Below are 19,522 nucleotides of genomic sequence, written 5' to 3'. Positions count from 1 at the left end.
TGTTTTTCTTTCTTTTTAGTGGTTTGTTCGGTTTCTGTGTCGCTTTATTGGCTACACTGTTAACTTGTTGGCAAATGCTTTTTCGGGTGAATTGGTTTGGGGTCGTAGAATTTACTTATACCAAATGAAGAACAAAAATGAATTAGAGGGGTTTTATGGGACGCACGCTATTAGCCACCGTCGTCGCTGGTTTGCTGCTGTCGGGGTGCGGTGATAAAAAGGCTGAAATACCTGAGCCTGATTCCAGGCCAGTAAAATTACAAGTGGTTTCCGTTGGTGATAATGAAACCTACCGAACTTTTCCTGCGATTGTTGAAGCAGGAGATAAAGCCGTGTTGGCATTTAGAGTTTCAGGCCAGTTGTTATCCGTTGACGTTAATCCGGGGGACGAAGTCAAACGCGGGCAAAAATTGGCAAGCCTGAACAAGGATGAACTTGAATTACTGGTTGAACAGGCACAGGCAAACTATGAGCTAGCGTATGTTCAGTTCAAGCGAGATGAGGAGCTACGTAAGACCAATGTGGTGTCTGAACTTGATTATGATACATCCAAGGCTGCGTTGAACCAGGCGCAAGCGGCGTTGAGTAAACAAAAGGCCAACTTGAACTATGCCACCCTGGTAGCGCCTTATGACGGTACGTTGTCCTTATCATTAATCGAAAACTATGAATATGTTATGGCCAAAGAACCTGTCATGCATATTCAAAGTGCAGGCCTTATTAATGTCACTTTTCAGCTGCCTGAACACCTTTTGGCGCGCTACCAAGGTAAATCTGATGTAAATCCGAGTGTCATTTTCGATACGATACCGGGTGAAGTGTACCCTGCCCAGTTTAAAGAGGTGGATACCGAAGCCGATGCCACAACTTCAAGTTATAAAGTGACGTTATTTATGGAACGTCCCGAGGGTAAAAATGTCCTTCCGGGGATGGCCGGTCTGGTAAAAATTGCCATTCCCAAAGGTGGTATGGGAGCCATACCAAGGCGTGCGATTATGCAAGAAAGTAACGCGACCTTCGTTTGGTACATTGATGACGAGGGACTCGCTCGCAAAACACAGGTTGAACTGGATAATAAAGGACGTGTGGTCAGTGGCTTGAACGATGGCGATCAAATTGCGATTTCGGGGATCAATGAGCTAAAAGAAGGTCAGAAAGTGCGGGCATGGGTAAAGGAGCGAGGGCTGTAATATGAAAAAGTTATCCTTTATCGTTCTTGCTATTAGTTCAGCTCTAGCACTTCAAGGGTGCGAGAAGCCACAAGTTGAAGAGAGGCAGAAAGTTCAGCCAGTTAACGTAGGTATAGTATCACTGGGCGATAATGCCCCTCAGCTGACTTTTCCGGCTGTTGCTGCCGCCGCGGATAAATCGAGCCTGTCTTTTCGAATTCAGGGGGAAGTGACCCGAATACATGTGCGCCCTGGTGACTTTGTTAAAAAAGGGCAGTTACTGGCACAGCTTGATCCGAAAGATTACCAGTTGGAAGTTGATGACGCACAAGCGAAATATAACGTTTCGGATAGTCAGTATCGGCGTTCGGCCAAATTGGTTGAAAAAGGTTTCTTGGCCCAATCACAGTTTGACGAGCTTAAAGCACAGCGACGTATCGCGCGTGCAAGATTGAATATTGCCAAACTTAACCTGACTTTTACCCAGCTAAAAGCGCCTTTTGACGGGGTGATTTCACGTGTGCCCGTTGAGCAGTTTGAGAATGTACAAGTTGGTCAGCAAGTGATGAATATTCATAGTACCAACATGGTGGACATTCAGATCCAGGCACCTGATTTAATTTATTCTCAAAGCTCTGCCGTGGATATTCAAGAGTCTAAGCCTGGCGCCAGAGTGCTTATGGGCGATGGCACTGAGTACAAAGCCCACCTGAAAGAGTTTACCACTGAGCCAGACCCGAATCTCGGATCGTTTCTTGTAACCTTGACGATGCCAATGCCGAAGGATCGCTTTATTCTTGACGGAATGGCCGTTGAAGTACGAGCGGATGCCCAGAAGCTTAATATTTACAGGCAGGGGGAGGCTGTTGTACCTCTGGAAGCTATTTTTAACGAAGACGGCGATGAACTCGCCGTGACCGATAAATTCGTATGGGTTGTTAACGATGATAGGACTGTGAGTAAGCGCCGGGTCTCGACCGATAAAGTTGTGCCTGAAGGTGTACGTTTGCTGTCTGGGTTGCAAGAAGGAGAGACCATTGTGATTGCGGGAGCAAATCGCTTGCGCGAAGGCCAGCAAATTGAAGTTATTGGTAAGGAGGCTGAACAAGAATGAAACAAGATATCGCAGCCTATTTTATAAAGAACAAAGTGATCAGTTGGATGGTCACTTTAATTTTCATGATCGGCGGAACCATGGCCTTCTTTGGTTTGGGACGTTTGGAAGATCCGGCGTTCACCATCAAAGATGCCATGGTTGTCACGGCTTATCCGGGGGCAACACCGCTACAAGTCGAAGAGGAAGTGACATACCCGATAGAGAAAGCCATTCAGCAACTGACTTATGTTGATGAAGTTAACTCAATATCTAGTCGTGGCTTATCGCAGATCACGGTAACGATGAAGAACAACTATGGCCCGGATGATCTCCCGCAGATCTGGGATGAGCTTCGTCGAAAGGTGAACGACCTAAAGCCGAATTTGCCACCTGGTGTGGCAGAACCGTCGGTTGTTGATGATTTTGGTGATGTCTACGGCATCATGCTGGCAATCACCGGGGATGGTTATTCGTATAAAGAGTTGAACGATTATGTGGATTATCTCCGTCGTGAGATAGAGCTGGTGACTGGTGTTGGTAAGGTGGCCGTTACCGGTACTCAGCAGGAGCAGGTGTTTATTGAAATATCACTGCAGCGCCTGAGCAGTCTCGGCATTTCACCACAGACAATCTACAACACCCTGGCGACGCAGAATCTCGTCTCTAGCGCGGGTGCCGTCAAAATTGGTACCGAGTATATCCGTGTCCATCCGACGGGTGAATTTACCGATGTCGATGCACTGGGTGATTTGATTATTACCGAGAGTGGTGCTGAAGGACTGATTTATCTGCGAGATGTTGCAACGATCAAACGCGGCTTTAAAGAAGTGCCTGATAATCTGGTTAGCTATAACGGAAAAGTGGCACTGAATGTCGGTATTTCGTTTGTCTCGGGGGTGAATGTTGTCGAAATTGGTAAAGGGGTATACCGACGTTTAGACGAGCTTAAAGAGCAGCAGCCTGTGGGTATCGATATCGGTGTGGTTTATAGCCAACCCGATGAAGTTGATAAGTCCGTACGAGGCTTTATTGTCAGCCTCGGCCAGGCGGTAGCCATTGTTATCGTCGTGCTGTTGTTCTTCATGGGGTTGCGCTCGGGTATCTTGATTGGCCTGATCTTGCTGTTAACCGTGCTGGGTACATTTGTATTTATGAGCTGGATGGCCATTGACTTACAGCGCATATCCCTCGGAGCTCTGGTTATCGCACTCGGGATGCTGGTGGATAATGCCATTGTGGTCGTCGAGGGGGTCCTGATAGGGATCCAAAAAGGGCGAACGCGAGTTCAGGCTGCATCCGACATCGTGACGCAAACAAAGTGGCCTTTACTAGGGGCGACGGTCATTGCCGTTACCGCATTTGCGCCTATCGGCTTATCTCAGGATTCGACGGGCGAATACTGTGCGACGTTGTTTAGTGTGTTGCTTATCTCATTGATGCTGAGTTGGTTTACGGCTATATCGTTGACGCCATTCTTTTCCGATTTATTCTTCAAAAGTGTTAAGAGCAACGGCAATGATGAAGAGAATGATCCCTATAAGGGGGTTGTTTTTGTGACCTATAAAAAGGCGTTGGAAATGTGTATGAAACACGCATGGACGACCGTCATCGTGTTGATTGTGATGCTGGGGGCGAGCCTGTATGGCTTTACCCAGTTAAAACAATCTTTCTTCCCATCCTCGACGACCCCGATGTTCATGGTGGATGTATGGTTGCCGGAAGGAACCGACATTCGTTCAACCAATGATAAATTGCGAGAGCTCGAAAATTGGGTGAGTGCCCAAGAGAATGTTAGCCATGTCTCTTCGAGTGCGGGGAAAGGCTCGCAGCGTTTCATGCTGACCTATTCACCGGAGAAGAGCTATTCGTCATACGGTGAGCTTATTATTCGTGTCGATAGCTTTGAAGACGTGATGCCAATGCTGCACACTGTCAGCAATGAGCTTGATACCAAGCATCCTGATATTGAATATAAACTAAAACGTATTGAGTTAGGTCCGTCGTCAGGCTCTAAAATTGAAGCGCGTTTAGTCGGCCCGGATCCTACGGTATTGCGTGGCCTGGCCCAGCAGTCATTGGATATTATGCGTGCCGATCCTGGAGCCTTTAATGTGCGCCATGACTGGCGCGAGCGCACCAAAGTGATTGAGCCAATCTTCAATGAAAGCCAGGCTCGCCGTTACGGTATCACGAAATCTGATGTTGATGACTTGCTGCAAATGGCCTTCTCCGGCTTAACTGTTGGTCTCTACCGTGATGGTACTAACCTGATGCCAATTGTTGCTCGTTTGCCCGATGAGGAGCGCGTAGACGTCAGTACCATTGAAGGGATGAAGATTTGGAGTCCCGCCATTCAAGGTTATGTGCCGCTACAGCAAGTTATTCTGGGAACGAATATTCAGTGGGAAGATCCGTTGGTTGTGCGAAAAAACCGTAAGCGTATGCTAACGATCATGGCCGATCCGGATCCGCTGGGCGATGAGACTGCTGCTACGTTGCAGGCCCGTATTCAGCCTAAGATTGAAGCATTAGACTTCCCGCCTGGCTATTCTCTGGAATGGGGCGGTGAGTATGAATCGTCGGCAGATGCGAAGGCATCGTTGTTCCAAACGATGCCAATGGGTTACCTGTTCATGTTCCTAATCACCATCTTCTTGTTCAATAAGGTGAAAGAGGCCGTGATTGTCTGGGCGACAGTACCACTGGCAATTATCGGGGTAACGACGGGTCTGTTGATATTGAATACGCCGTTTGGTTTTATGGCGCTGCTGGGCTTTTTGAGCCTGTCAGGGATGCTGGTGAAAAACGGTATCGTACTGCTGGATCAGATTGAAATCGAGATCAGCAGTGGTAAAGAGAAGTATCAGGCGGTGGTTGATGCTGCGGTGAGCCGTGTTCGTCCTGTGTGCATGGCGGCGATCACTACCGTGTTGGGTATGATCCCGCTATTACCGGATGTGTTCTTTAAGCCAATGGCGGTAACTATCATGTTCGGGCTGGGGTTTGCTACAGTGCTGACCCTGATTGTTGTACCTGTGCTGTACCGGATGTTCCATCATTTACGGATCCCTCAAGCGTAGCCATGTGTGGTTAACCACTTCCCCCTAGCCATAGGCTGGGGGGATGTGGCTTCTATATACAAAAATGGCAATTCTCGTTGTTTAGTCCATGGAGCCCTTGTAGGTTGACCATGTGTTCTACCCCCGCGTTTACCCCCATTTCATAGCCTTGATTCAAGAGAGATTTATTCATGGTGAGCCGTTTTACGCCAAAATCTTCCGGTGGCGCAATCACCTTAATGACAGCATCTTTCGGTGGATGACGGATAAACTCGAGTGATTGGTTGTAGTTTTCCGCCCGGGTATTCATTGCCTTAGCGACTTCCGGATAGCGTGATAGTAGCTTTTTCATTATCCAGGGGTGCTTGCTCGGTTGCTTTTCGTAACTCAATGGGTGAGACAAAATAACCGTGATGTCTCTAGCTCCACGGCGATAGGCTTCTTTTACCGGAATTGAGTTGGCGACGCCGCCGTCGGTAAAGCAGCCACCTGAAAAGCAGGGAGTCGCCTTAAAGGCGATGGGAAGCGCTGCAGTAGCCACCATGGCATTTTCAAGGTTATGTTCGTTAACTTGATAATAGTCAGCCTCACCGGTTGCAATATTGGTCACCGTAGCCAGAAGGGGAATCGATGTAAGCAGCTGTTCTTTATTGACAGGAAATTGCTTATTGGACTCTGTCCAGAGCCATCTTACATCGATCAAGTCGCCACCTGTCAGAAATCGCGACGGATTGAAAAAAGTTTTGCTGGTGGCGAGCTCGGTAATCACATGGTAACTGCGATTTGGCGCGTTGGTAACATAACCCAGCAGATTCGATGCGCCGGCTGATACCCCGATAGCGAAGTCGTACGGCCGGAAATCAGCCTCCATAAAGGCGTCCAATACACCACTGGCAAAAATACCTCGCATTGCGCCGCCTTCGACAATTAATGCACTGCTATTATCAAAAAACATATCTACCTCAAATGTAATTCTGAGCAGAGAATACGCCCAATGGTGCTATTGAGATAATGGATAATAGTTATTGAATCGGTAGGTGAAACCGATGTGTTTTCGGAGGGAGGGGAATATATAGCCGGTAATAAAAAATCCCCTATGAATAGGGGATTTGAGATACAGCCTGTTATTGAGAGAGCGTCATGACGGCCTTTTATAGATAAAGCTTAGGCAACTTTCCAAACCATCTCTTCACCGGCGCGAATGGGTACGACGACATCTTTGCCGAAGGCCATCGTTTCAGGCACAGTCCAGGCTTCTTTTGTCAGCGTAATCGTGTCGCTATTACGAGGTAAGCCGTAGAAATCCGGGCCATTGAAGCTGGCGAAAGCTTCCAGTTTATCCAACGCACCAGCCTGCTCGAAGACTTCCGTGTACAGTTCGATTGCGGCATGGGCGGTGTAAGAGCCGGCGCAGCCACACGCTGATTCCTTGCGGCCTTGGGCATGTGGGGCGGAGTCGGTACCTAGGAAGAACTTAAGGCTGCCACTGGTTGCCGCTTCAACCAGTGCCTGCTGGTGAATGTTGCGCTTTAAAATCGGCAGGCAATAGAAGTGCGGGCGAATACCGCCAACCAGCATATGGTTGCGGTTAAACATCAGGTGGTGAGCCGTGATAGTCGCGCCGACGTTTGGTCCGGCGTTGGTGACGAACTCTACTGCATCCTTGGTCGTGATATGCTCGACAACAATTCTCAGATTTGGCATCTGCTCAACAATCGGAGCCAATACGGTATCCAGGAACGCTTTCTCGCGGTCGAAAATATCCACGTCATGGGTCGTTACCTCACCGTGAATAAGCAGTGGCATCCCTACTTCTTCCATGGCCTGAAGCGTTGGCAGAAGTTTGTCGATAGAGGTGACACCAGAGTCTGAATTTGTCGTTGCACCGGCAGGGTAGAGTTTTGCTGCATAGATATGGCCAGTGGCTTTGGCTTTGCGAATTTCGTCAGGAGAGGTGTTGTCGGTGAGGTAGAGGGTCATTAGAGGGGAGAAATTACCTTGGGGCTTTTCGGCTAGGATACGATCGCGATAGGCTAGTGCGGCTTCGGTATCGGTAACCGGCGGGACCAGATTCGGCATGATGATCGCTCGTCCCATATATTGACTGATGTCGCGAACAGTATCTTTTAGTACGTCGCCATCACGTAAATGCGTGTGCCAGTCATCAGGACGTGTAATCGTAATTGTCGTCATAATTGCTTCCCTCCCAAAAAATTTGCCCGATTCTAAAAGCTAAATATCTTTAAGTAAAGGTCGTATATCAAACATAATACTTAATTGATGATTAAAAACGCAATCGTTTGCAGCGGGCGGGGGAATGTGCTTGGAAATAACAAAGCCAGCAGTCAAGCTGGCTTTGTAAGGAGAGAAGGGGGGAAGTTAGTACCTGGTTCCTAGATTTTGGTACTTTGTCTCAAGGAACTAGGCTCTCGTTTCTAGCTCCTATAACTTAAACCGCATCACCAGATCGTTCTGCTGGTGGGCGAGGGTATCCAATTTGTTGCTTGCCTCGGCCACCTCTTCCATCGAGCTGTAATTGGAATCAGCAATGTGGCTGATATCTTCCAGGCTACGGGCGATAGACGTGGTGGTACTGCGCTGCTCTTCAGCAGCTTGCGCAATCTGCGAGCTCATTTGGCTGATTTCGAGAATGATGGCCTGAATTTCTTCCATTGCACTGTTGGCATCGGAAGCTTGGGTAATGCTGTTTTCCATCTCGCTGACACAGCTCTGCATTACAGAGACGGCCTGTCCGGAGCGGGATTGCAGGCTTTGAATCATATTTTCGATTTCGGAAGTGGAGTCAGTGGTGCGCTTAGCCAGCACCCGCACTTCGTCAGCGACCACGGCAAAGCCACGCCCTTGATCACCGGCACGCGCTGCTTCGATGGCTGCATTTAATGCCAACAGGTTGGTCTGGTCGGCAATATTGCGGATCACATCAAGAATAGAACCGATGTTGCTGCTCATTTCCTGAAGCTTCGAAACCGCATTGACCGACTCGTCAAGCCGCTCTGATAGCTGGTGGGCGGTGTTAATATTGCGGCTCATCACTTCGCGACCGGTATTGGATGCCTTCTCGACTTCATGCACTCGTTCCATCGTATTTTGTGCACTATGTGAGACGTCGGTCACGGACTGTTCCATCTCGGTCATGGCGGTTGCGACCGATGCCGTTTGCTGTCGTTGCTCGTTGAGACGGTTTTTGGCTTCGGAGGTGGTAGCCTGGTTTTCCTCAGCGACGGAGGTCAGATCACAGGATGCCTGGCTGAGCTTGCCCAGTACTTCCTGCAGGTTATCTGCCAGCGTATTGATATGGTGGCTGAGCTTGTTGAATTCGACAAAGTTGTTGATGTCGCTACGTTTGGTCATATCACCGTTGGTTAACGCTTCAAGGGTATTGAGCGTTGATTCCAGCGGTCTGCGTACACTTTGTGCCAGATACCAGCCGATAAAGACCGCAAACAGCGTGGCAACGATGCCGATTAAAATCGCATTGTTAAACCCTTGGCTATAAGCCTTGTCAGCATTGGCAATAGCGGTATCCATCTGGGCATTGGCCTGGGTTCTGAAGGAATCGAGCAGGTTGGTTGCCTGGTCAATTTCAGCGGCTAGGGTAGCAATATTGTCATATAGGCGATTGCGGGCATCGATATAACGGAAGTGAACATCCAGTACCCCCCCTGATTTACCGATATCGAGGGTATACTGCGCAATGGGTTTGTCGAATGTGTTAGCGAGTTCAGGTATTAACGATACGAGCGAGCGGTAGGAGTTGCCCAGGTGGTTGACGTAGCGTTTGTTGTCCTTTACGGCTTTGTCGATAACCTTGATATCGTCTGTAGCCAAAGCATCGGAGGTGATGGTTTCTGTTTGGCGCAACTTGATGAAGTAGTTCTTGGCAATCATTTTGACAGAAATGCTGTCTTGATCTTCAATGTACTCCTTCATTCGTGTATTCAGCTCACTGTGAAGTTGCTGAAATCGGCGTGCTGACTGCAGGCGTTCTTCCTGAGCCAGTAGTTGGGTACGATAGTTTTCCATTGCTATATGGGCTTCTGAAAAATAGCGTTCCTCCAGAGCGATCAGCTCATTGAGTTGCGTATTGAGGGCGCTGTTGTTTTCAGAGGCGGCAACCAACTGATCGAGAGCCTCAATAAAAGCGGTGTGAGCCTGGCTGAAATTGGCTTCATAGGCTTTCATGCGCTCGGGGTTTTGACTGGTAAGAAAATCTTTGAAGATCTTGTCGGCCGCAAGCAGTCTTACGCTGGTCTGGTTTGACATGGATACCAAGGGGAGTGCATCCGAGGTAACGGTTTCAAGTTGGCGGTGAATGCGGTTTGTTCCATCAAGCATCAGAACAATCGTTGCGGCAAACAGTAAAACCATTACCGCAAACCCAGTGTACATACGACGTATGACCGAGGTTTGTCTCGTTGTCTTCATAATATCCCTAAATAAATGGCAAATGTGAGCGACAGCAGGCTCACAAAACGTACAGTAATACGAAGCTCTTATTGTTTTATTTGCCTTCGTACAAAATGTGATGTCTAATTTTTAAGCCGCAAAAAAAGCCTGTGAAACAAGACAAAACTGACCCATTTGTCACCCTTAAATCTGTATCGACTTCAAATGAGAGCGCTTGATAATAAATGAATACCGTCTTCACATTCTTTGACGGCTGCATCAAAAAAAAACTTAACTCATGAAAAATTTACTGGAAAAATGATTAAAAACGGTGTTCAATATTGCTCTATAGGAACGACTCAAGCATACTCCGTAGTTAGGATATCGACCTAAATTACATCAGGATTCTCGTTGAACAAGCATTCTGAAGTCACTTTGGGTAGCCTAAGATTCAATAAATTAATGGAGCATGATATGGCAGAAGAAACCATCTTCAGTAAAATTATTCGTAAGGAAATCCCGGCAGATATTTTATATCAGGATGACTTAGTGACAGCATTCCGGGATATTAACCCACGTGCGCCAAGCCATATCTTAATTATTCCGAATAAGCTGATTCCGACGACAAACGATGTTGAAGCTGATGATGAAGCGATGATGGGACGTTTGTTTACTGTTGCACGTAAGCTAGCGGAAAAGGAAGGGGTTGCAGAGGACGGCTACCGTTTGATTGTTAACTGTAACCCGCATGGCGGCCAAGAAGTCTACCACCTTCACATGCATTTGCTGGCAGGTCGTCCGCTTGGCCCGATGCTCGTTGGCTAATACAGTTAAGATAAAATGGTTTCCGCAACCATAATGGGAACTTATATCGCAGGGTTAGGTCTGAGTGGATTATGTTTTACGGCAGGTTATTGTCTCAGTATGAGACATAACCGATAAGTCTGAACCATAGGCGCTCGGACTTTTTTGTATAGAGAATTGGTTATTAAAACGATGCTAAAACATGCCGCAGTGGTGGCGTTATCTTTCAGCATGATGGCCTGTGCGAATTTATCGACTCAGAGTTTATTCAGCCACTACAGCGCGACAAACGCACAAGCCTATGAGGCATTACAGCAAGGGAAATACCATCAAGCGGTGGAAGCCCTTCCTGAGGCTCCGGCGGGTAATATCCTCGATGGTATGGAAAGAGGGCGGGTGAACTTTGTTGCGGAACAATATCCGACGAGTTTTACGGCCTTACAACATGCTGATATGGCGGTAAAAGAGCAGCAACGGCAGGCCAGTATTCAGATCTCTGAAGGATTCAACCAGGCTGGGGCACTGCTCACCAACGACAATATGATCACTTACCAACCCGCAGATTACGAGTTGGGTTTTTTACACCTGTATTTGGCGTTGAACTATATACAGCAGAAAGATTTAGAAGGTGCGTTGGTTGAAGTCCGTCGTGCCAATCTAGTTCAGGAAGCGGCCAAAAAATACCGTGAGGCTGAACTTGAAAATGCTGCTCAAGAAGCTCAGCGCAAAGGGCTGAGCCAGAACCTAGGAGCTGTACTTGCACGATACCCGGATGCCGGTGATAAGTTAGGCAATGTGCAAAATGGCTATTTGTTCTACCTGTCGGGAGTACTCTATGAGGCTGACGGCGACTATAACAGTGCCTATATCGACTACAAACGTGCCTTGGCAGTCGCTCCGCGGAATGTCTATATCGCTGATACGGTATTGCGATTGGCAACCCGTTTGCAAATGAATGAAGATCGCAAACAGCTAGAGGCTCGTTATGGAAAATATAATGCACCTAAGGCTGATAGCGGTCGGGTTGTGATTCTCGACGAGCAAGGTGTTGTTCAGCCACGAGATGGTTGGCGCTTACCGCTATGGCTTGAAGATAGCCGAGGTGACGGCGTCATTTATAACCTTGCCTTGCCTTATTATCCCAATACGGTCAGCCCGCGTTTCAGTGACTTGATGTTGGATAATCAATCCGTCAAAAGTAGTGAACTGACGAATGTCACAAACATGGCTAAGAACAGCCTGAACGAAGAGTTGCCGGTGATTGTTGTACGTCAGGCGCTACGGGTGGTGGCAAAGAATGAAGTCAGGAAATCTGCCGCCAAAGGGGGGAACGATGTCGGTAATGTATTGGCCAATATCTTCAATACCCTGACGGAGCAGCCAGATACGAGAAGCTGGCAATCGCTGCCATCTTCGATAAATATGTATCATACTGATTTAACAGCAGGAACACATAAACTTAGCTGGAACGGTAAACAACTGGACGTTAAGGTCGCAGCTGGGCGTACAACCATGGTCTGGGTATCTCGACAGGGTGATCAGCTTAGCTGGTGGTCGGTATTGTTAGGAGGAAACTAATAATGAAATATCTTTCTGTATTGCTGCTTGCACTGGCACTGTCTGCTTGTTCGTCAGCAACGTCAGGGATCAGTATCGAGAGCAGCAATCAAAATGTGGTGATTGGCAACTCGTCGCTGGCCTCACGTATTACGATCGAAAAAGCGTTGATCTCTGATGCGAATGGGTTAATGAAAGCCGGTGTGCCAGTGACGAGTATGGTTAACTCGGATATGAAGCTGCAATATCGTTTTTATTGGTACGATGCGCAAGGCCTGGAAGTGGATGGCAGTAACAGCCCGTGGCGCCAGTTTGTTCTGCATGGCAAAGACTCCATGACCTTGCAGGCGGTGGCCAAGAAATCCAGTGCCACACAGTATCGTATCTACATCCGCGAGGCGGACTATTAATGTATTAATGGGAATTGTGGTCAGAAATGTGTTCTGATCGACATTGCGACAACAGTAATTAAAGGTAATAAAATGAAAAAAGGCGTAATTGCATTATTAGGTGTAGCTGCATTGATGGGTGGTTGTGCGCAAAAAGTTAGCTACGGTGATGCGCAGGAAGCAGAAACGACCACGATTGAATTTGGCTCTACGGATCTGCAGAAAATTGCTGAAGAGATGACTGATAGCATGCTGACATCGGGTTCAGTGGCATATATTACCGGTAATGGTAATCGACCAATCATTGTTGTTGATGGTATTAAAAACAAAACCAGCGAGCATATTGATACTGAATCCATTACTGACTCCGTGAGCACACGTTTGCTGAACTCGGGTAAATTCCGTTTTGTGGATATGACTCGTGTTGAAGCAGCACGTAAGCAGTTGAACTTCCAAAACAACGACGAACTTGTTAACCAAAGTACCGCAATTCAGTTTGGTAAGATGGTTGGTGCGGAGTACATGATGTACGGCAACCTGGCTAGCATCGTCAAGCGAGCGGGTAGCGATAAAGACGTTTACTACAAGATGACAATGCGCCTGATGGATTTGGAAACCGGCCTGATTGAGTGGGCAGACGAAACCGAGATCCGCAAACAGGAAGCCAAGAGCCTACTGGGTTGGTAATCTTGCTGTTAGTTGAAAGTATGTGTGGTTTGAGTGAGGTTGTGAGTGAATACGTTTGACTCGTCTTTGCTAGGTGCTTTGCCCGATTTACAGCTACTTTCTGCCAGGCCGCTTTCGGGCGGCCTGAGCAATCGTTGTTGGGTACTCGAGTTTTGTCACAGACGGACATCGGAGACCCTGACAGCGGTGTGGCGTCCGAAGGCTAGCTCGGCGGAGGCTTTCGGGCTTTCTCGTCGACACGAGTTTCTCATTCTTAATAGCCTTCAGGCTGCCGCTATCGCACCAAATAGCATTGCCTTGCTTGAGCATGGCCTGTTAGTGGAGTGGGTGGAGGGCAAGATGGCTGACGAAAAGCTATCGGCTTACAGCCTGCTTCAGGTTCAGGCTGAAATTCATGCTTTGCCTGTTCCCCAATGGCGGCTAGATGTGCAGGAAAAAGCCGCACACTACTGGCAGTATATCCCGGCTAAGCACAAGTCTCCGCAGCTTAAGCAAGTGTTTGACTATTTTCGCCAGCATCCCCCCCAGCTCTGGTTTGCTGACACCTGCTGTCATCATGATCTAGGGCGCTATAATATTATCTGTCAACCTGATGGCCATTTACGAGTGATTGACTGGGAGTATGCTGCTGCCGGGGACCCTTCCCTTGATTTGGCGCTGACAATCAATGCCAATCAGCTTGATATCGAACCGGCGGTGATGAACTACTGCCAGTTGCGGGATCGGCAGGACGGCGAGCGTTGGCTTGCGGCCGTAAAAGCCTGGCAGCCCTGGTGCGATTACCTTTCGATGCTTTGGTTTTATGTTGGTGCCACGCTTTGGCCTGAAGAGTCGTCATACCTGAGTGAGGGCCTCAGGTTACAGCGTAAGCTTGCTGTGCTTGTCGCTTAACAATCACTTCATTCTTATGGGCTGAAATATACTCTGTGAACTCAGGTCTACACTTGTATCACTATTGGGTGTTTGAGGAGGCATAACGAATGGAGGGGATGATGCCTCGGAAATGGATTCGTACGATTGCTGGGCTAATTATCCTGTTGATGTTCAGCGGTTGCGTTATGCGCCTTGCCTACAATACCCTCGATTTCTGGATCTCCTATTACCTGTCTGATTATGTCAGCCTGAACTCTAGTCAGGAAAGGACATTTGATGCTGAGCTTGATAAGGCACTGGCTATTCACCGACGGCAGGAGTTGCCCAAGCTGCATCAGCTGATATTAGAATTGCAGGCGGATCTGGTAAAGCCTCTGACATTCAGCCAAGTGCGAGAATACCACGACAAATTTACTGTCATCGGGAAAGATTCCGTGAACCTGTTTGCCACACCGCTGGCTGTTATGCTGCGTCAATTGGATGATCTGCAGATGGCACAAATGAATAGCAAGATAGAAAGTTACATTGATGAGTTACGCCAAGAGCGTGAAATCCTGACTACCAAGCAGAAAGTGAGTAAACGTGCCAAGGCCCTGCATAAAGCCGCTGGCAATTGGACGGGGTCGTTGACCAGTAAGCAAAAAGCATTACTGGCAGAGTTGGCGGGCTATCAGGTAGAAATGGAACCTGTCTTCTTTACATTCTGGAACCAATTTTTACGTGATTGGCGCTACCTGACAAAAAATCGGGGTAAAGCCGACTTTGAGGCGCAATTGAGCCAGGTACTGCAACGTCTTGTGGCGTTCGAAAATAGCGATGTTCAGCTAGAAATTAATTTTTACCTGAACCGGCGGTTTGACCTGATGAGGCGTTTGAGTAACAGTCTAGACGACAAGCAGCGCCGCTACCTTGATGGTCGACTGACAGAAATTCGTAAAGAGGTTGCGGTGTTGATCAACCAGTAAGACCTCAACCGTGTATCCGATTTTATATTCACGACCTCTTATCTAACCCCTGATTGGAGCCTTTTTTGCTAACGTTGTCATATTTTTCGCCTTTTAAACCGGACAAAACATGTTAGATTAAATTCAGAGTGAAAAAATAAGAACCACAGGGAGAAGAGATGATCATTTATCTGCACGGCTTTGACTCAACAAGCCCGGGTAATCATGAAAAGGTACTACAGCTTCAATTTATTGACCCTGATGTTCGCTTTGTGAATTACAGTACGCAGCACCCCAAGCATGATATGCAGCACTTACTCAAAGAAGTGCATAAGCTGAAAGAAGAGTCCAGTGACAAGAATCCGTTGATCTGCGGTGTCGGTCTGGGTGGCTATTGGTCGGAGCGAATTGGTTTTCTGTGTGGGATGAAACAGGTTATTTTTAACCCAAACCTGCACCCCGAAATTAACATGGAGGGAAGAATTGACCGACCTGAAGAATATAGCGACATATCGACGAAATGTGTGACGGATTTTCGTAAAAAAAATGCAGGTAATTGCCTTTGCATACTTTCAACTAATGATGAAGTATTAGATAATCGTAATACAAAAGATGCTCTCGGTGATTACTACGAAATTATCTGGGATGAGACACAAAGCCATAAATTTAAAAAGATCTCACAGCATCTACAAACTATAAAATCCTTTAAAGAAACACTGTAATTACCTCCTACCCTCCGCAGACGGAGCCAATCCGTCTGCTTTGATACCAAATCGAACAGTGAACCTTGGTGCGCTTAGTGTGCGGCCGAGCACTTTTCAGTTTGGTATTAGTCAGTCAGCCAGAGCGTTATCATCTGAGATTTAAGGATAAAAATCGATATAAGGCCCTGAGCTATAAAAATTTTACAATTAAGAGGAAGTTATTGTGACTCGTATTATCGTAGTTGGTGGCGGTGCGGGCGGCCTTGAGCTTGCGACAAAGTTAGGTCGTACACTCGGCCGCAAACGTCGTGCAACCGTTACCCTTGTCGATCGTAAAGCCAGCCATCTGTGGAAGCCGCTTCTGCATGAAGTTGCGACAGGTTCAATGGATGCTGGGGTTGATGCGCTGAGCTACCGTGCTCATGCCAAAAACCATTCATTTGATTTCCAGATGGGTAGCCTGCAGTCGATTGACCGCGAGCGTAAGGTAATTAAACTTGCTGCGCTGTATGACGAGCAGGATGAACTGCTAATGCCTGAGCGCGAACTAGAGTACGATATTCTGGTGATGGCTATCGGCTCAACATCGAATGATTTCAATACTCCAGGTGTGCGTGATAACTGCATCTTCCTGGATAGCCCTGAGCAGGCGCACCGCTTCCGCACAGAGATGAACAACCAGTTCCTTAAACTGCATGCCAATAAAGACCAGAAAACGGTTGATATTGCTATCGTTGGTGCCGGTGCAACCGGGGTTGAGCTTTCTGCCGAGCTGCATAATGCGGTGAAGGAGCTGCGTACATACGGTTTTGGCGATCTGGATAGCTCACGCCTGAATGTAAACCTGGTTGAAGCCGGCGAGCGTATTCTGCCGGCACTGCCGCCACGCATTTCTTCTGCGGCTCACAGCGAGCTAACGAAATTGGGAGTGAATGTCCGTACGGCGACTATGGTGACCAAGGCCGATGAAACCGGCCTGACAACCAAAGACGGTGATCATATCCCGGCTCAGATTATGGTTTGGGCTGCTGGTATCAAGGCGCCTGATTTTATCAAGGATATTGCCGGCCTTGAAACCAACCGAATCAACCAGCTGGTTGTGAAACCAACGCTGCAGACTACCCGTGACGATGACATTTATGTGATTGGTGATCTGGCATGCTGTGCCCAGGAAGATGGCAGCTTCGTGCCACCGCGTGCCCAGGCAGCACACCAGATGGCAAGCCGCTGTTTCTCAAATATTGTCGCCAAGATGACAGATCGTGCCCAGAAACCTTATGTGTACAGCGATCATGGCTCACTGGTTTCGCTAAGTCGTTTCTCGACAGTGGGTAGCCTGATGGGTAACCTGACTAAGGGCTCGATGATGGTAGAGGGCCGTATTGCCCGCGTCGTATATATTTCGTTGTACCGAATGCATTTAGTTGCGCTACATGGCGTGTTTAAAACCGGCCTGATGATGCTAGTTGGGCGCATCAACCGAGTGTTGCGTCCAAACCTGAAACTGCACTAATACAAATTAGCCTAAAGGCTTTATCGTGTTTCAGATGTAAAAACGCCGCTATTGCTATAGCGGCGTTTTTGTAACTGATTCATTAGTTAATTTTGATTAGCTCAACATCAAAGATTAACACGGAGCCGGGTGGGATGGCGCCGATTGCACGATTGCCATAGGCAAGCTCTGCCGGAATATACAGGCGCGTTTTTTCGCCTTCAACCATCAATTGCAGTCCCTCAGTCCAGCCCTTAATAACCTGACCTAAACCGAATTGGATGGTTTCGCCACGCTCAACTGAGCTGTCAAATACCGTACCATCCAGCAGAGTGCCGTGATAGTGAACGGTTACTTTATCAGAGGCTTTCGGGTGAACCGTTCCGGTACCTTCTTGTAGCACCAGATACTGCAGGCCTGACTCTGTGGTTCTTACCCCTTCCTGTTGCTTATTACTGGCAAGAAACTCTTTCCCAACTTGAATGTTTTCGGCGGCTGACTGCTTATTACTTTGTGAGCGCTGCATGAAGAAAATGACAAGGCCGATGATCGCAATGGTGATGATAATTTTAAACACGATAAATACCCGTTCCTTAGCTAGAGGTAAGTGGCCATAGTACCTTATACCAACATCCTTGGCTTGTACTTCGGCTGACTATTTTGCCGGAAAAGTAGGCTTATAGCGTTGAATATCTTCAGGAATGAGTGAAAACACCAAGCCGTCATAAGCTTTTCCATGAGCGTAAATTCGGTTTCTTGCCGTGCACTCAAATTTTGCTTGGCAGGCAAGGGCTGTTCGCTGGCTGGCAAGGTTGCCGGTATGGGTAACGATCTCAACCCGGGTCAGGCCGAGAGTGTTAAACGCAAATTCAGCAATAGCCTGGCAGGCCTCGGTAGCAATACCTTGCTGGTGATATTTAGTGCAGATCCAATACCCCAGTTCCGCGGAATTAAGCATTGCAGAGATATTGTTGAGCGAGATACTGCCGAGCAGTCGCTCTGTGTCTTGGTCAATAATAGCCAGCTCGTAGCTGACATCATTCTGCCAGTTTTGCCGGCTCGCGTTGATCCATTCATAGGCATCATGCTGATCGTAGTCGTCGCTACACCAAGCTAACCAAGGGCTAAGTTCAGTAACGGAAGACTGAATGGCATCAAGAAGATCGTTGAGATCAACGATTTTGTAGGGTCGGAGCAATAGCCGCGTCGTGATGATTTCAAAGTCGGTTTTCATGTTATTAAATAGGCTCTTGTTTTGGCTTAGAAATCGTTCTGTTGAAATTATGGTACCGCTGAAGCTCTAGGGTTAGATAGGTATCAGCATAAACGGGGAAAGGGGGAGGCGGCAATTGAGCGATATCATAATTGTGAAAAAAGCCCGTAATGAAGGGAGCGATAGGGCTAACTAATAAAAGGCTGCCAATTGGCAGCCTTTTACGTGGCGAGAGAAACGTCTTGTATTGAGTTTAACGATTTCTCTTTTATTCCATTAGTTACTCACCTACACGGCGAATTTGGATGACCATTCCCATTAGAGGGTGGTCTAGATAGTGCGTTTCACCACTTCTCATTTTACGTTGCTGGTCAAAGCGGTAGGATTTTAGGAACTCTTCCACTTCCACTCTCTTTTTCACTTCCTGTAAATGACCGACCTGAACGTTGCTTTCTTCAGCCAGTAAATCAGACTCCATATCGATAGGTTCTGCACCGACAATTACCTCACGGCGACCAGGCTCACGCAAGTCGAGGCTGGCTTCGGTAAACAGGTAATGCTGTACGTAAACGCGGATTTTGCCTTCTAGCTCGTACAGGGGGGACTGTGGTGAAGCATCAGCGGTCTCTGAACCAGTATCGGCAGCGGGATTATCGGTGATCACGATAATTCCACTATCCGCATCGGTAGAAGTCGCTGGTTCGGACATTTCACGGCGGCGTAATTCTTCTTTTGAAGTGCCATCCGGCAGGTAATCACCAGAGAAATCTTTGCCCGCCGTAATGTAAAACTTTGGTGCGGCGGCTTTGCTTAGGTCACCTTGTCGCCAGCCAAAATGGGCCAATGGGGTAAAACCGGCATGGCCTTTAAGCTTGTTGTATTGAGCCGTAAGTTGATACTCGCCCGGTGACATTAAGCTAATCCCTTTTGCTGAAAGACGGCTGTTATCACCAAAAGAGATTGTTCCTTTCATGTTGATCGGCTTTTGCTGATCAGGCCATGACTCACTAACCTGGGCTGGATCGATATTGCGCTTGAACAAAATTACTTCGATATCGAATTGTCTTGCTGCCAAGCTTGGCCAGCTAATGGCTAAGAGCAGTAAATAAATCAGTTTTTTCAAGATAG

17 protein-coding genes are annotated in these 19,522 nt (G+C 47.7%); 11 read left to right on the top strand and 6 right to left on the bottom strand.

Annotation, left to right across the window (positions count from 1 at the left end):
- Positions 1-155 precede the first annotated feature (155 nt).
- From MD588_RS00620 to MD588_RS00610, 3 genes are read left to right on the top strand one after another with little or no spacing between them, the layout of a single operon-like run.
- Positions 156-1,190: an efflux RND transporter periplasmic adaptor subunit gene (locus MD588_RS00620; RefSeq protein ID WP_265694822.1), complete on the top strand. Its 1,035-nt coding sequence runs from the start codon at positions 156-158 to the stop codon at positions 1,188-1,190.
- A 1-nt stretch (position 1,191) separates the two neighbouring features.
- Entirely contained in the window at positions 1,192-2,283 is a 1,092-nt protein-coding gene (locus tag MD588_RS00615; RefSeq protein WP_265694821.1) for an efflux RND transporter periplasmic adaptor subunit, read from the top strand.
- The gene (locus MD588_RS00610; RefSeq protein ID WP_265694820.1) at positions 2,280-5,345 is read left to right on the top strand and encodes an efflux RND transporter permease subunit; all 3,066 of its coding nucleotides are present in this window, start codon (positions 2,280-2,282) and stop codon (positions 5,343-5,345) included. Before MD588_RS00615 ends, MD588_RS00610 begins: the two co-directional genes overlap by 4 nt.
- 52 nt (positions 5,346-5,397) lie before the next feature.
- On the opposite strand, the gene MD588_RS00605 is transcribed toward MD588_RS00610, so the two are convergent.
- The 3 genes from MD588_RS00605 to MD588_RS00595 form a co-directional block, all read right to left on the bottom strand.
- On the bottom strand, positions 5,398-6,279 hold the full coding sequence (locus MD588_RS00605) for a patatin-like phospholipase family protein (RefSeq protein WP_265694819.1): 882 nt from the start codon (positions 6,277-6,279) through the stop codon (positions 5,398-5,400).
- Positions 6,280-6,488: 209 nt separating this feature from the next.
- Entirely contained in the window at positions 6,489-7,517 is a 1,029-nt protein-coding gene (gene pyrC, locus MD588_RS00600) for a dihydroorotase (protein ID WP_265694818.1), read from the bottom strand.
- 249 nt (positions 7,518-7,766) lie between these two features.
- Positions 7,767-9,770: a methyl-accepting chemotaxis protein gene (locus tag MD588_RS00595; RefSeq protein ID WP_265694817.1), complete on the bottom strand. Its 2,004-nt coding sequence runs from the start codon at positions 9,768-9,770 to the stop codon at positions 7,767-7,769.
- A gap of 435 nt (positions 9,771-10,205) precedes the next feature.
- Here MD588_RS00595 and hinT point away from each other — a divergent pair, with 435 nt between their 5' ends.
- The 8 genes from hinT to MD588_RS00555 all read left to right on the top strand — a co-directional run bounded on the left by hinT (position 10,206) and on the right by MD588_RS00555 (position 17,202).
- Entirely contained in the window at positions 10,206-10,556 is a 351-nt protein-coding gene (gene hinT, locus MD588_RS00590; RefSeq protein ID WP_265694816.1) for a purine nucleoside phosphoramidase, read from the top strand.
- Between the two features lie 171 nt (positions 10,557-10,727).
- Entirely contained in the window at positions 10,728-12,113 is a 1,386-nt protein-coding gene (locus MD588_RS00585) for a COG3014 family protein (protein ID WP_265694815.1), read from the top strand.
- Positions 12,114-12,115: 2 nt separating this feature from the next.
- Positions 12,116-12,502 (top strand): YcfL family protein, encoded by a 387-nt coding sequence (locus MD588_RS00580; protein ID WP_265694814.1) that lies wholly within the window; start codon positions 12,116-12,118, stop codon positions 12,500-12,502.
- 72 nt (positions 12,503-12,574) lie between these two features.
- The gene (gene lpoB, locus MD588_RS00575; protein WP_265694813.1) at positions 12,575-13,168 is read left to right on the top strand and encodes a penicillin-binding protein activator LpoB; all 594 of its coding nucleotides are present in this window, start codon (positions 12,575-12,577) and stop codon (positions 13,166-13,168) included.
- A gap of 45 nt (positions 13,169-13,213) precedes the next feature.
- Positions 13,214-14,059 (top strand): phosphotransferase, encoded by an 846-nt coding sequence (locus MD588_RS00570; RefSeq protein WP_265694812.1) that lies wholly within the window; start codon positions 13,214-13,216, stop codon positions 14,057-14,059.
- A 101-nt stretch (positions 14,060-14,160) separates the two neighbouring features.
- Complete coding sequence (locus MD588_RS00565) at positions 14,161-15,006, top strand: DUF6279 family lipoprotein (RefSeq protein ID WP_265694811.1); 846 nt, start codon at positions 14,161-14,163, stop codon at positions 15,004-15,006.
- A 158-nt stretch (positions 15,007-15,164) separates the two neighbouring features.
- Entirely contained in the window at positions 15,165-15,707 is a 543-nt protein-coding gene (gene ycfP / locus MD588_RS00560) for an alpha/beta hydrolase YcfP (protein WP_265694810.1), read from the top strand.
- Positions 15,708-15,912: 205 nt separating this feature from the next.
- Complete coding sequence (locus MD588_RS00555; protein ID WP_265694809.1) at positions 15,913-17,202, top strand: NAD(P)/FAD-dependent oxidoreductase; 1,290 nt, start codon at positions 15,913-15,915, stop codon at positions 17,200-17,202.
- A gap of 82 nt (positions 17,203-17,284) precedes the next feature.
- On the opposite strand, the gene MD588_RS00550 is transcribed toward MD588_RS00555, so the two are convergent.
- The 3 genes from MD588_RS00550 to MD588_RS00540 all read right to left on the bottom strand — a co-directional run bounded on the left by MD588_RS00550 (position 17,285) and on the right by MD588_RS00540 (position 19,517).
- Positions 17,285-17,758, bottom strand: a complete 474-nt coding sequence (locus MD588_RS00550) for an FKBP-type peptidyl-prolyl cis-trans isomerase (protein WP_407676531.1) — start codon at positions 17,756-17,758, stop codon at positions 17,285-17,287.
- Positions 17,759-17,836: 78 nt separating this feature from the next.
- The gene (locus MD588_RS00545) at positions 17,837-18,415 is read right to left on the bottom strand and encodes a GNAT family N-acetyltransferase (protein WP_265694808.1); all 579 of its coding nucleotides are present in this window, start codon (positions 18,413-18,415) and stop codon (positions 17,837-17,839) included.
- 259 nt (positions 18,416-18,674) lie between these two features.
- Positions 18,675-19,517 (bottom strand): peptidoglycan binding protein CsiV, encoded by an 843-nt coding sequence (locus MD588_RS00540; RefSeq protein ID WP_265694807.1) that lies wholly within the window; start codon positions 19,515-19,517, stop codon positions 18,675-18,677.
- Between the last annotated feature and the right edge of the window lie 5 nt (positions 19,518-19,522).

Source organism: Photobacterium obscurum (assembly GCF_026191635.1).
In the GTDB taxonomy this organism is placed as follows: domain Bacteria; phylum Pseudomonadota; class Gammaproteobacteria; order Enterobacterales; family Vibrionaceae; genus Photobacterium; species Photobacterium obscurum.
Note: the sequence above shows the minus strand (reverse complement) of the source record. Positions and strands in the feature narration are given on the sequence as shown.

What these genes read in the sequence shown, in the direction of transcription:
- hinT (WP_265694816.1), top strand. Translation starts at nt 10,206, where the DNA reads ATGGCAGAAGAAACCATCTTCAGTAAAATTATTCGTAAGGAAATCCCG.
- ycfP (WP_265694810.1), top strand. Translation starts at nt 15,165, where the DNA reads ATGATCATTTATCTGCACGGCTTTGACTCAACAAGCCCGGGTAATCAT.
- lpoB (WP_265694813.1), top strand. Translation starts at nt 12,575, where the DNA reads ATGAAAAAAGGCGTAATTGCATTATTAGGTGTAGCTGCATTGATGGGT.
- MD588_RS00545 (WP_265694808.1), bottom strand. Translation starts at nt 18,415, where the DNA reads ATGAAAACCGACTTTGAAATCATCACGACGCGGCTATTGCTCCGACCC.
- MD588_RS00595 (WP_265694817.1), bottom strand. Translation starts at nt 9,770, where the DNA reads ATGAAGACAACGAGACAAACCTCGGTCATACGTCGTATGTACACTGGG.
- MD588_RS00585 (WP_265694815.1), top strand. Translation starts at nt 10,728, where the DNA reads ATGCTAAAACATGCCGCAGTGGTGGCGTTATCTTTCAGCATGATGGCC.
- MD588_RS00565 (WP_265694811.1), top strand. Translation starts at nt 14,161, where the DNA reads ATGCCTCGGAAATGGATTCGTACGATTGCTGGGCTAATTATCCTGTTG.
- pyrC (WP_265694818.1), bottom strand. Translation starts at nt 7,517, where the DNA reads ATGACGACAATTACGATTACACGTCCTGATGACTGGCACACGCATTTA.
- MD588_RS00610 (WP_265694820.1), top strand. Translation starts at nt 2,280, where the DNA reads ATGAAACAAGATATCGCAGCCTATTTTATAAAGAACAAAGTGATCAGT.
- MD588_RS00605 (WP_265694819.1), bottom strand. Translation starts at nt 6,279, where the DNA reads ATGTTTTTTGATAATAGCAGTGCATTAATTGTCGAAGGCGGCGCAATG.
- MD588_RS00620 (WP_265694822.1), top strand. Translation starts at nt 156, where the DNA reads ATGGGACGCACGCTATTAGCCACCGTCGTCGCTGGTTTGCTGCTGTCG.
- MD588_RS00615 (WP_265694821.1), top strand. Translation starts at nt 1,192, where the DNA reads ATGAAAAAGTTATCCTTTATCGTTCTTGCTATTAGTTCAGCTCTAGCA.
- MD588_RS00580 (WP_265694814.1), top strand. Translation starts at nt 12,116, where the DNA reads ATGAAATATCTTTCTGTATTGCTGCTTGCACTGGCACTGTCTGCTTGT.